Consider the following 12,010-nt stretch of genomic DNA (forward strand, 5'->3'; position numbering starts at 1 on the left):
TCGGATCGGCATTGGCATGGCTTGGCGTCAGTCCAGTCAGTCCGGTCAGTCCATCTTGGCGCCGGACTGCTGCACCACCTGGGCCCAGCGGCGGATCTCGGCATGCTGGAACTGCCCGAACTGTTCCGGCGTGAACGCCGGCGTTTCCGAGCCGTTGCTCAGCCAGATCTGCTTCAGTTCCGGCGTGTTCAGTGCCTTCTCGGTCTCGGCGTAGAGGCGGTCGACAATGTCCTTGGGCGTGCCCTTGGGCACCCACATCGCATACCAGGTCGACACCTCATAGTTGGGCACGCCGGCCTCGGCCGCGGTCGGCACGTTGGGGAAGGCGGGCGAGCGCTTGCTCGACGCCACCGCCAGCGCCTTGATGCGGCCCGCGCGAATATGCTGCGCCGACGAGCCCAGCCCGTCGAACATCAGGTCGACCTGGCCCGCGATCAGGTCGGACAGTGCCGGGCCGGCTCCCTTGTACGGAATATGGGTGATGAAGGTCTTGGTCTGGAGCTTGAACAGCTCGCCCGCCAGGTGGTGCGACGAGCCGTTGCCGGCCGAGCCGTAGTTCAGCTTGCCGGGGTTGGCGCGGGCGTAGGCAATCAACTCCTGCAGCGTGTTGGCCTTGACCCGGTTGGGATTGACCACCACCACCTGCGGCGGCTGCGCGATCACCGTGACCGGAATGAAGTCCTTTTCGATGTCGTAGTCCAGCTTCTTGTAGAACGACGGCGCGATGGCGTGGTGGGCGCCGCCGATAAACACGGTGTAGCCGTCCGGCGCGGCCTTGGACGCCAGGCTGGCGCCGACCGTGCCGCCGGCGCCGCCGCGGTTGTCGATCACGAACTGCTTGCCCAGCTGCTTGGACAGCTGCGCGGTCAGCGGGCGCGCGAAGGCGTCGGTGCCGCCGCCGGCGGGGAACGGCACGATCACGGTGACCGGCTTGGACGGCCAGCTATCGGCGTGCGCCGGGGCCGCGAACATGGCGCCGGCACCGATGCCGGCCACGCCAAGGACCAGGCCCGCGGCGCGCGCGCACGCGGCCAGGCTGAACTGACGACGATTCATCTTTGTCTCCTCTCTCTTCTGGAAAGTCAATCTGATGGCCGCGCGCGCCCGCATGGGCGCTGCGCGGCTGGGTTTTGCTGCTACCACATGGCTCCCGACAAAACCACGCGGCGCGCCGGGCGCCGCGGGTGCGAGGGCGATCGCCGTGACCGGACCAGGATCACAGCAGCTTCCCGACGCTACGGCTGATGCGCGGGTTGCCTGCGCCCAGGCGTGCCAGATTGTCATCCAGCGCCTCGGGCACGTAAAGGTAATTGACCATCATGCCGCAGCTCTGGCTGCGGCCCTTGCGCGACAGGTCGGCGCCCCAGTTGAGCCGCTCCACGCAGGCGCCGTTGCCGAGGTGGAAACGCGCCACCGGGTCGGCCGGCATCGACTGGTTGCGCTCGCGCACCAGGAAATGCGCGGCCAGGGTCAGCGCGGTGTCGCGCACCACGGCATCGGCGGCGTCAGGCGCCAGTGCCTCGAGCCACGCCGCGCCGTCGGCGGGCGCGTTGCCGTGCCGCTCGCTCCAGCGCGCCAGGCGCTTGTCGCCCAGCACGCGCGCCACGGTGTCGGCGTCCTGCTTGCGCAGCCAGTCGGCAAACCCAGGGATCGGCGACAGCGTGGCGAACTGCTTCACTTTCGGGAACTCGCGCTGCACTTCCTCGATCACGCGCTTGAGCAGGAAGTTGCCGAAGCTGACGCCGCGCAGCCCCGCCTGCGTATTGCTGATCGAATAGAAGATCGCCCACTTGACCCGGCGCAGGTCTTCCAGCGGCGCGGCTTCGTCCAGCAGGGTATGGACGTCGGCGGCCATCTCGGGAGCGAACGCCACCTCGACGAAGATCAGCGGCTCGCGCGGGATGCGCGGGTGGAAGAAGGCGTAGCAGCGGCGGTCGGAATCGAGCCGGTTGCGCAGGTCGGTCCACGAGGCGATCTCGTGCACCGCCTCATACCGGATCAGCTTTTCCAGCAGCGACGCGGGCGAGTCCCAGGTGATCGGCTGCAGCTCCAGCAGGCCGACGTCGAACCAGTTGGAGAACAACGCTTCCAGGTCTTCGTCGAGCGCGCGCAGCCCGGGCATGCGGCGCTGCCAGCGCAGCATGTCGGCGCGCAGCTGGATCAGGAAATGCAGGCCGCAGGCGCTGTTGCCGCGCTGGCCATGCAGCGCGGCCAGCCGCTTGAAGAAGCGGATGCGGGCATTGGACAGCGCCTGGCCCAGGCCCGATTGGCCGGCCTGCGCGCGGCCCGCGCGCGCGGACTTGTCGCCCTCGGCCGCGGTGTCTTCGCTGCCGCTGCTGGCCACCTCGGCCAGCACCGCCAGCATGCCGCGCCGCGTGGCCTCGGCGGCGGCTTCGTATTCGGCCTGCCAGGCCTGCGCGGCGGCATTGGCGGCGCCGTCGGTCAGGCGCGCATCGAAGCACAGGCGCAGCTGCTCGCGCTGGCGGCGCACCACGCGCGCCGGCAGCGGCGCCTCGCCATCGACCGGCGTGGCGGCCTTTGCATCGCTGCCATTGGCCTTGGGGTCGCCCTCGCCCTTGCGCCCCCACCAGCGGCCCAGCCGCGACAGGATGGTGGAGCCCGACGGCTCGCTCTCGCCCAGCGGCGCGCTGATCTTCTGGTCACCCGTATCGAAGGAGTTCATGCGGTACCTGCCTTGATGCATCGATCTGAACGTGGGGGAAAACTTCGGGCTGGCGTGGCGCGGACCGGGGCGCTAGTCTTCCGCGCCCGCCACGCGCAAGGCCGGCGGGGCGCGCACGGCCGCCTTTGCTTTGGTGGCGTCCGTTACGTCCGTTACATCCGTTACGTCCGCCGGCACCGCGGTGCCGCCCGCATCGAGCGCCTGCAGCGCGGCGCGCTGGCGCAGCAAATGGGTCTTCATCATGGCCTCGGCGCCTTCCGGGTCGCGCGCCTTGAGCGCGGCAAACACGGACAGGTGCTCGGCGCAGGACTCATGGATCCGCCCGGGAAGCTTCAGGCTCTTGTGGCGCGACAGCCGCAGCACCTTGCGCAGGTCGCTGATCAGCCCGCTCAGCCAGCGGTTGCCCGCCAGCCGCTGGATCGCCTCATGAATCTGGGCGTTGGTCTCGTAATAGGCGTCGATATCGCCGGCCTGCGCGTAGCGCGCCAGGTCGGCATGCAGGCCGTCGAGCGCGTCGAGGTCGGCGCGCGTGGCGTTGCGCGCCGCTTCATAGGCGCAGCGCCCTTCCAGCAGCGCCATCAGCGGGAAGATCTCGTCCAGGTCCTGCTCGGACAGTTCATTGACGAAACAGCCGCGGCGCGGCTCCAGCCGCACCAGGCCCTCGGCGGCGAGCACCTTGAGCGCCTCGCGCAGCGGCGTGCGCGAGATGCCCAGCGTTTCGGCCATCGCGCTTTCATCGATCCATGCGCCCGGCACCAGCGTATGCGCGTCGATCATGGCGCGCAGCCGGTCTGCCACTTCCAGGTACAGCGCCTGCTGGACGATGCGCATGCGATCTCCTGTATTGCCCGCGGACCAGACGGCGCGTGCGCCCGATCTCATAATTCATAATTATGGATTAGGACGCGGACGATACAAGGACTTTCGATGCTGCGCCGCAATGCCGGGCGCGGATGAGCAATGGGGATATGCTGGGGATAGACGCAACGAGGTGCGGCGGGCGTTCCCTGCCTCCCCGCAAGGAACGCCCGCGCCTGAAAAGAACTGCCAGTACTGCTCGATCATCGCTGGCGGGCACGAACGTGTCCGCCGCGTGGGTCCATGGATTTGACCTGGCGCTGGCCCTGCGCCACCCCTGTTGTAAACGCGCAAAGCGCGTCGATTTTCCCGTGCCCTTTGTGACGTGCAGCGCGGCAAGCGTAACTCTCGACCCAAAGAGCCGTACTCCCCCCTGGCACTGCCGTGGCGGCTGTGGCTTGCCGCTCATCTTGTAACAATGAACCTAGCGATTAGCGTGCCAGTCGGGCTAAGCCCTTGATTTTATGGATGGCAGCCAATCTAAATTTGTTACAGGACGAGATCAGTGTAACAGAATGTTTCTGAAGTGTTACGAGGGTTTTCCCATGGGGCGGCCGTTGCGGCATAGGCTGGTGGGCAGGCGCCATGCAAATTGTGCCGTCAGCGATATTTATCGATGTCAGAATGTGAGGCCGTCGCCGCAATTGCCTTGGTTGGCATCGTTGCGTTTTTGAAACAGCGCCGGCCACCGCGGGTTTCTCCGCGGCTTTACCGCAGTTCTTGCCTGTAGCCACCGCACAACACCTGGAGCTCACGCCATGCAAGCTGGCAGCAGCGATTTCACCCTGGCCCCCACTGCGGCCGACCCGGCCTCGCCCGCAGCGCCCCACCCCGCCGCACTGCGGCCGCTGGGCCTGCGCTTCACCGGATCGGGCTCGGAGTATTTCCGGATCTGGACCGTCAATGCACTGCTGACCATCGTCACCTTCGGCATCTATTCGGCCTGGGCCAAGGTGCGCACGCTGCAGTATTTCTATCGCAACACGCAACTGGACGGCGCCAGCTTCGACTACCACGGCAAGCCGTCGGCGATCCTGAAGGGGCGGGCGATCGTGTTCGCGCTGGTGCTCGCCTTCCAGTTCGCCTCGACGTTCTCGCCGTTCCTGGCGCTGGCGATGCTGCTGGTGTTGCTGGCGGTGTTCCCGCTGCTGCTGGTGCGCTCGCTGCGCTTCCGCATGGCCAACTCCAGCTACCGCGGCCTGCGCTTTGCGTTCAACGGCGGCGATGCCGAGGCCTACCGGGTCTTCGTGCTGTGGCCGCTGGCGGCGCTCGCCACGCTGGGCCTGCTGGGACCGGTCGCGCACCAGCGCTTCAAGCGCTACCAGCACAACCACACCCGCTTCGGCACCGCACCGTTCGGCTTCCACGCCGGTGCGGGCGATTTCTATCGCGCCTACCTGCGCGCCTTCGGCGTGGTGCTGGCGGCGACGCTGGTGATGGCCGCGGCCGGCTTCGTGATGGCCCCTGGCATCGGCAATTTCGGCGCCGCGGCGCTGCTGGGCTTCGGCATCGCCGGCTTCTACCTGGGTATGCTGGCGGTCAGCCCCTACCTGATGGCGCGGCTGCAGAACGTGGTGTGGAGCCACACCACGCTGGCGCCGCACGCGTTCCGCAGCGAGGTCAGCGCCGCGCGCATGGTCTTTATCTTCGTCACCAACCTGGTTGCCATCGTGCTGACGCTGGGCCTGTTCCTGCCGTTCGCGCGCGTGCGCGCCACGCGCTACCGGCTGCAGTGCGTGACCATGCTGGCGGCCGGCTCGCTCGACAGCTTCGTCGCCGGCGAAGTGCGGCAAGTGGGGGCACTGGGCGACGCGGCGGTAGACTGGTACGACATCGACATCGCGCTCTGACGCGAACGCGATACCTGACGCCATGATCCCGGTCACCTTCTTCGACGGCCGCTCGTCGCGCGCGCATCCGGCCACGCTCGCCGTCGAGGCGCAGCAGGCCGTGCTGCGCGACGCGGACGGCGCCGAGCTACGGCGCGCGCCGCTGTCGCAACTGCGCGTGTCCGAACGCGTGCGCCGCGCGCCCCGGCTGGTCACCTTCGCCGACGGGTCCTTCTGCGAGGTCACCGACCACGCCGCCTTCGACCAGATGCTGGCCGCCACCGGCCACCGCGACAGCCTGGTGGCGCGCGCGCAGAACAGCTGGCGCCTGGCGGGCCTGGCCGTGGCGGCGCTGGTGGCGGTGCTGGTGCTGGGCTACTACGTATTGCTGCCGTGGGGCGCGGCGATGATGGCACGCGCGGTGCCCGCCGAACTGGAGGCCCGGCTCGGCCAGCTGACGCTGCAGAGCCTGGACCAGGGCATGGTCGGCCCCACCCAGCTGCCGGCCGCCGAGCAGGCGCGCATCCGCGCCGGCTTCGCGGCGCTGCGGCGTCCGCGCGACGCCGCGCACGACTACCGGATCGAATTCCGCCACGGCGGCGAGATCGGCGCCAATGCGCTGGCCCTGCCGGGCGGCACTATCATCGTCACCGACGAGCTGGTGAGCCTGGCCGGCACCGGCGCCGGCATGATGGGCGTGCTGGCCCACGAGGCGGGCCACGTGGCACGCCGCCACGGGCTGCAGCAGGTGATCCAGGGCTCGGCGCTGGCCGCGCTGTCGGCCTACCTGTTCGGGGATATTTCATCGGTGCTGGCGGGCGTGCCGGCCGCCATGCTGACCTTGCGCTATTCCCGCGACCACGAGCGCGAGGCCGACGCCTATGCCATCGACGTCATGCAGCGCAACGGCCTGCCGCCGGCGGCGCTGGCCGACGTGCTGGTCGCGCTGGAACAACGCGAGGGCAAGCCTGCCGCAGCCGAGCCTGGCGAGGACTTCCTGTCGACGCACCCGCAGACCCAGGCGCGCATCGACGCGCTGCGCCGCGCCGGCAAGTAGCCTGCAAGCAGCTGGCAAGCAGCTGGATCAGGCCGCCGGCTGCGGCGCGCCGGCGCCGGGCTGGCGGCGGTAGGCCCAGATCACCATGGCGATGCCGGCCAGGATCATCGGCAGGCTCAGCCACTGTCCCATCGACAGCTTCAGCGCCAGCAGGCCCAGGAAGTTGTCGGGCTCGCGTGCGAATTCCGCGGCGAAGCGGAACGCGCCGTAGCCGATCAGGAAGACGCCCGACACCGCGCCCATCGGCCGCGGCTTGCGCGCGAACAGCCACAGGATGATGAACAGCGCCACGCCCTCGCCGGCAAACTGGTACAGCTGCGACGGATGGCGCGGGATGTTGTCGCCGGCCTGCGGGAAGATCATGCCCCACGGCAGGTCGGTGGCGCGACCCCACAGCTCGCCGTTGATGAAGTTGCCGATGCGCCCGGCGGCCAGCCCGCAGGGAATCATCGGCGCGATGAAGTCGGTCACTTCCATCCAGTGGCGCCGGCGCAGCCTGCCGAACAGCCACATCGCCACGACCACGCCCAGGAAGCCGCCATGGAAAGCCATGCCGCCTTCCCACACCTTGAAGATCTCCAGCGGATGCGACAGGTAGTACGACGGCTTGTAGAACAGCACGTAGCCCAGCCGCCCGCCCAGGATCACGCCCAGCACGCCGAAGAACAGCATGTCGTCCAGGTCGCGCGTGGTCCAGCCCTTGGCGGCGATATGCGGCTGGCGGATGCGCAGGCGCCCGAACCACAGGAACATGACGAAGCCGGCCAGGTACATCAGCCCGTACCAGCGGATCGCAAGCGGGCCCAGGTGGATGGCAACCGGGTCGAACTGGGGATGAATCAGCATGTTGGCGTGAATGGTGGTTGTGAGGGCCGCGGCGGCGCCGGTTGCGCAGCGCGGCAGGCCGGCCCGGGGCCGGCATTGGTGCAGCGCGAGGTATGACGCGCGGGTGCGGCGAAGGTTGCACGGCAAATGCCGGCACCCCGCCCCGCGCAGGCATCGTAGCCCGTAATGATGTCACAAGTCAGCGCGGCGCCCCGCAAGCCGGACCTGCGTGCCGGCGCCGGCCGGCGCCCTGACAATCCATTTGACACGCCAAAACGCACGCGTCATTCTTGCCCCACCACAGCGCCGGCCGCGCGCCCCCGCGGCGGCACAGAACAAGGATCCCGGAGACCCCACCATGGCATTCAACAAGCGCTCCCGGCACATCACGCAAGGCGTGGCGCGCTCCCCCAACCGCTCGATGTACTACGCGCTCGGCTACCAGAAGGAAGACTTCGACAAGCCGATGGTGGGCATCGCCAACGGCCATTCGACCATCACGCCGTGCAATGCCGGCCTGCAGCGCCTGGCCGACGCGGCCATCGACGCGATCCGTGCCGCCGGCGCCAACCCGCAGGTGTTCGGCACCCCGACCATCTCGGACGGCATGTCGATGGGCACCGAGGGCATGAAGTACTCGCTGATCTCGCGCGAGGTGATCGCCGACTGCATCGAGACCGCGGCGCAGGGCCAGTGGATGGACGGCGTGGTGGTGATCGGCGGCTGCGACAAGAACATGCCGGGCGGCATGATCGCGCTGGCGCGCACCAACGTGCCGGGCATCTACGTCTACGGCGGCACCATCAAGCCCGGCCGCTGGAAGGGCCAGGACCTGACCATCGTGTCGTCGTTCGAGGCCGTCGGCGAGTTCACCGCCGGGCGAATGAGCGAGGAAGACTTCGAAGGCGTGGAACGCAACGCGTGCCCGTCCACCGGCTCGTGCGGCGGCATGTACACCGCCAACACCATGAGCTCGTCGTTCGAGGCGCTGGGCATGTCGCTGCTGTATTCGTCGACCATGGCCAACCCGGACCAGGAGAAGGTCGACAGCGCCGCCGAATCGGCGCGCGTGCTGGTCGGGGCGGTCAAGAAGGACATCAAGCCGCGCGACATCATCACGCGCCAGTCGATCGAGAACGCGGTGGCGCTGATCATGGCCACCGGCGGCTCGACCAACGCGGTGCTGCACTACCTGGCGATCGCGCATGCCGCCGAAGTGGAATGGACCATCGACGACTTCGAGCGCATCCGCCGCAAGGTGCCGGTGATCTGCAACCTCAAGCCCTCGGGCCAGTACGTCGCGACCGACCTGCACCGCGCCGGCGGCATCCCGCAGGTGATGAAGATCCTGCTCAAGGCCGGCCTGCTGCACGGCGACTGCCTGACCATCACCGGCCGCACGCTGGCCGAGGAACTCGAGCACGTGCCCGACGCCCCGCGCGCCGACCAGGACGTGATCCTGCCGCTCGAACGGGCGCTCTACGCCGAGGGCCACCTGGCCATCCTGAAAGGCAACCTGGCCGAGGAAGGCGCGGTCGCCAAGATCACCGGCCTGAAGAACCCGGTCATCACCGGCCCGGCGCGCGTGTTCGAGGACGAGCAGAGCGCGATGGACGCAATCCTGGCCGACAAGATCAACGCCGGCGACATCCTGGTGCTGCGCTACCTCGGTCCCAAGGGCGGCCCCGGCATGCCGGAAATGCTGGCCCCGACCTCGGCCATCATCGGCAAGGGGCTGGGCGAGTCGGTCGGCTTTATCACCGACGGCCGCTTCTCGGGCGGCACCTGGGGCATGGTGGTCGGCCACGTCGCGCCCGAAGCGTACGTGGGCGGCACCATCGCGCTGGTGCAGGAGGGCGACTCGATCACGATCGATGCGCACCGGCTGCTGCTGCAGCTGAATGTTTCCGACGAAGAGCTGGCCAGGCGCCGTGCCGGGTGGAAGCAGCCGGCGCCGCGCTATACGCGCGGGGTGCTGGCGAAGTTTGCGCGGCTGGCATCGACGGCGAGCAAGGGGGCGGTGACGGACTGAGTCTGTTTCGCTCGATGTGAAAAAGCCTGCGACCTCTCGCAGGCTTTTTTATTTGCTGAATGCGCATGCAGTACCGACACCCCTGGCAAACGCTCCCCTCTCCCGTAAGCGGGACAGGGGAGCAAGCCCTCAGTCCGCCCCCGCCGGCTTCTCCATCTCCTCCAGCGTCGCGTCCAGCCACTCCACCAGCCGCGCTTCCAGCGACTGGGTCAGCTCGCTGGCCAGCTGCGCCGTCAGCGGCGCGAGCCGGGACTGCAGCGTGGCTTCGGTGTGGGCCGCCACCACCTGCGGCCATTCGGTGCGAAAGCGCATCATCACGCGGCTCAGCAATTCCGTGCGCAGCGCGCGCAGGTCGTCGCCGGCGGGGTCCGTGGCGGGCTGCACCAGCGCGTCGTCAAGCGCGTCGTCCAGCGCGGCATCGCCGGTATCGCCCACCTGCATCACCAGACCGGCGTCGTCCATGCCGAAGGTGTCGATCACGCCGTCGTCGGCCTCGGCGCCCGCCTGCGCCGGCGCCGCGGGGTCGGCATCGGGCAGGTCGACGACCTCGGTCAGCAGCGGGATGCTGTCGTGCGGTTCCGGCCGCGGGATCACCCGCGAGGTGGTGCGTTCGCTCATGCGGCGTCTCCCTTGGGCTGGCCGATGTCGTGGTGCGTCAGCGGATAGCCGCGTTCGCGGTAGAAGCGGTAGCGCTGGCGGCCGGCCTCGCGCGCGGCGTCGCCGGCGCCGACCACCTCGATCAGCCGCTCGAAGCTGGCAAACTGCGCCGGAGCCTGGTCAGCCAGGTTGATCAGCAGCTGGTGGTGCGGCACGCCCTCGGTGGTGGCGGCCAGCAGGATCGGGGTGGCCGCCGCGTGCGGGCTTTCCAGGCCGCAGTGCGGCAGGAAATCGAGCGCGGAGAAGGTCCACAGGCGCGCGTCCAGGTCCGCCAGCTGCGCCGGCGCGCCGTGGATCACCACCTTCTGCCCGGCGCCGTAGGCCTTGCGGACCAGCCGGCAGACATAGCCGAGCACGTCCGGCACGTTGCTGTGGAAGTCGATGCGCGTCATGGACGGTTGCCGCTGCGGCTGTGTCGCATCGCGCTCAGGCCGCGCGGTCCATCAGGAACTGCGTCAGCAGCGGCACCGGACGCCCGGTGGCGCCCTTGGCCGCGCCGCTCTTCCACGCAGTGCCGGCGATGTCCAGGTGGGCCCAGTCGTATTTTTCGGTAAAGCGCGCCAGGAAGCAGGCGGCGGTGACGCTGCCGGCCGGGCGGCCGCCGATATTGCCCATGTCGGCAAAGTTGGACTTGAGCTGGTCCTGGTATTCGTCGTCCAGCGGCATGCGCCAGGCGGTGTCCATGGCGCGGCGGCCGGCCTGCAGCAGCGCGTCGGCGAGCGCGTCGGAGCGCGCGTACAGGCCGCTGTTGACATGACCGAGCGCGATGATGCAGGCGCCGGTCAGCGTGGCCACGTCGATCACGGCAGACGGCTTGAAGCGCTCGACATAGGTCAGCGCGTCGCACAGGATCAGGCGGCCTTCGGCGTCGGTGTTCAGGATCTCGATGGTCTGGCCGGACATGCTGGTGACCACGTCGCCCGGCTTGGTGGCGATGCCGCTGGGCATGTTCTCGCAGGTGGGCACCACCGCGACGACATTGAGCTTCAGGCCCATCTCGGCCACGGCCTGGATCGTGCCCAGCACCGAGGCGGCGCCGCACATGTCGTATTTCATCTCGTCCATGCCCTCGCCCGGCTTGAGCGAGATGCCGCCGGTATCGAAGGTGATGCCCTTGCCCACCAGCACCACCGGCGCCTGCTTGGCGCCGGCGCCGTCGTAGCGCAGCACGATGAACTGCGGCGGCTCCTCGCTGCCCTTGGTCACGGCCAGGAACGCGCCCATGTTGAGCGCCTCGATCTGCTTGCGCCCGAGGATCTCGGCCTTGAGCTTGTGGCGCTTGGCGATGCTGCGCGCGGTATTGGCCAGGTAGGTCGGGGTGCAGATATTGGACGGCAGGTTGCCCAGGTCGCGCGTCAGCTCCATGCCGTTGGCGATGGCGGTGCCGCGCACCGCGGCCTGGGTGGCGGCGCGCGCGTCGGCGCTGTCGACCGCGATCACGACCTTGCGCAGCGAGGCCTTGTCGTTGCCGTTGGGCTTGCCGCTGGCGGCATTCTGCGCGTTGGCGCGCTTGAGCCCGGGATGGCGCTCCAGCAGCCGGTAGCCGGCATCGCGCACCAGCGTGATGGTGGTGATCACCGCCCACGACACGTCGCGCTGCTGCGGCGCCTGCTGCGCCAGGCACCACAGGGCCGACGCCGCGCGCGTGGACGACAAGGCACGCACCGCGGTACGCACGGCATCGGCAAAGGCCTTGTCGGTGAAGTCGGCTTCCTTGCCCAGGCCCACCAGCAGCACGCGCGCGGCGCCCACGCCGGCGACTTCGTGCAGCATCAGCTGGGTGCCGCGCTTGCCTTCGAAGTCGCCCTGCTTGACCAGCCGTCCCACCAAGCCCTTGGTGGCCACATCGAGGGCCTTGGCTACGCCGCCGAGGTTCTGGCCTTCGAACAGGCCGACCACCAGGCAGTCGGTCTTGGTCGCCAGGAAACCATTTTGGCCGGCTTTGCTCCAATCCAGGGCTTTTGTGCTAAATTCCATCGCGCTTCCTTCCAGGGGCTCGTTAGACACGAAAGCCTCCATTATCCGCGATTTTTACCCCGCGACCTGCCGCCGCTGATACGCCCCGGTCA

The 12,010-nt window shown here is 68.7% G+C and carries 10 protein-coding genes; 3 read left to right on the forward strand and 7 right to left on the reverse strand.

Features of this window, described 5'->3' with window-relative positions; translation table 11 throughout:
* Positions 1-45 precede the first annotated feature (45 nt).
* The 3 genes from CBM2594_RS13295 to CBM2594_RS13305 form a co-directional block, all read right to left on the reverse strand.
* A complete protein-coding gene (locus CBM2594_RS13295; RefSeq protein WP_116357233.1) occupies positions 46-1,056 on the reverse strand; it encodes a Bug family tripartite tricarboxylate transporter substrate binding protein in 1,011 nt (336 codons plus the stop codon).
* A gap of 160 nt (positions 1,057-1,216) precedes the next feature.
* Positions 1,217-2,683, reverse strand: a complete 1,467-nt coding sequence (locus tag CBM2594_RS13300) for a malonyl-CoA decarboxylase domain-containing protein (RefSeq protein WP_116357234.1) — start codon at positions 2,681-2,683, stop codon at positions 1,217-1,219.
* 72 nt (positions 2,684-2,755) lie between these two features.
* The gene (locus CBM2594_RS13305; protein WP_116357235.1) at positions 2,756-3,514 is read right to left on the reverse strand and encodes a GntR family transcriptional regulator; all 759 of its coding nucleotides are present in this window, start codon (positions 3,512-3,514) and stop codon (positions 2,756-2,758) included.
* A gap of 785 nt (positions 3,515-4,299) precedes the next feature.
* Between CBM2594_RS13305 and CBM2594_RS13310 the strand changes: the two genes are divergently transcribed.
* Entirely contained in the window at positions 4,300-5,391 is a 1,092-nt protein-coding gene (locus tag CBM2594_RS13310; RefSeq protein ID WP_116357236.1) for a YjgN family protein, read from the forward strand.
* 22 nt (positions 5,392-5,413) lie between these two features.
* Entirely contained in the window at positions 5,414-6,427 is a 1,014-nt protein-coding gene (locus CBM2594_RS13315) for a M48 family metallopeptidase (RefSeq protein WP_116357237.1), read from the forward strand.
* A gap of 27 nt (positions 6,428-6,454) precedes the next feature.
* Here the strand turns inward: CBM2594_RS13315 and lgt are convergent, their stop codons facing one another.
* Positions 6,455-7,273 carry a prolipoprotein diacylglyceryl transferase gene (gene lgt / locus CBM2594_RS13320; RefSeq protein ID WP_116357238.1) on the reverse strand — a complete coding sequence of 273 codons (819 nt, stop codon included), beginning with the start codon at positions 7,271-7,273 and terminating at the stop codon, positions 6,455-6,457.
* A gap of 337 nt (positions 7,274-7,610) precedes the next feature.
* On the opposite strand from lgt, the gene ilvD reads away from it, so the two are divergent.
* On the forward strand, positions 7,611-9,284 hold the full coding sequence (gene ilvD / locus CBM2594_RS13325; protein ID WP_116357239.1) for a dihydroxy-acid dehydratase: 1,674 nt from the start codon (positions 7,611-7,613) through the stop codon (positions 9,282-9,284).
* A gap of 129 nt (positions 9,285-9,413) precedes the next feature.
* Here the strand turns inward: ilvD and CBM2594_RS13330 are convergent, their stop codons facing one another.
* From CBM2594_RS13330 to CBM2594_RS13340, 3 genes are read right to left on the reverse strand one after another with little or no spacing between them, the layout of a single operon-like run.
* On the reverse strand, positions 9,414-9,902 hold the full coding sequence (locus CBM2594_RS13330; RefSeq protein WP_116357240.1) for a hypothetical protein: 489 nt from the start codon (positions 9,900-9,902) through the stop codon (positions 9,414-9,416).
* Positions 9,899-10,333 carry a DNA polymerase III subunit chi gene (locus CBM2594_RS13335; protein WP_116357241.1) on the reverse strand — a complete coding sequence of 145 codons (435 nt, stop codon included), beginning with the start codon at positions 10,331-10,333 and terminating at the stop codon, positions 9,899-9,901. The genes CBM2594_RS13330 and CBM2594_RS13335 overlap by 4 nt, the downstream gene beginning before the upstream one ends.
* Before the next feature lie 34 nt (positions 10,334-10,367).
* Complete coding sequence (locus tag CBM2594_RS13340; RefSeq protein WP_116357242.1) at positions 10,368-11,918, reverse strand: leucyl aminopeptidase; 1,551 nt, start codon at positions 11,916-11,918, stop codon at positions 10,368-10,370.
* Between the last annotated feature and the right edge of the window lie 92 nt (positions 11,919-12,010).

It is taken from the genome of Cupriavidus taiwanensis (assembly GCF_900249755.1).
Lineage (GTDB): Bacteria > Pseudomonadota > Gammaproteobacteria > Burkholderiales > Burkholderiaceae > Cupriavidus > Cupriavidus taiwanensis_D.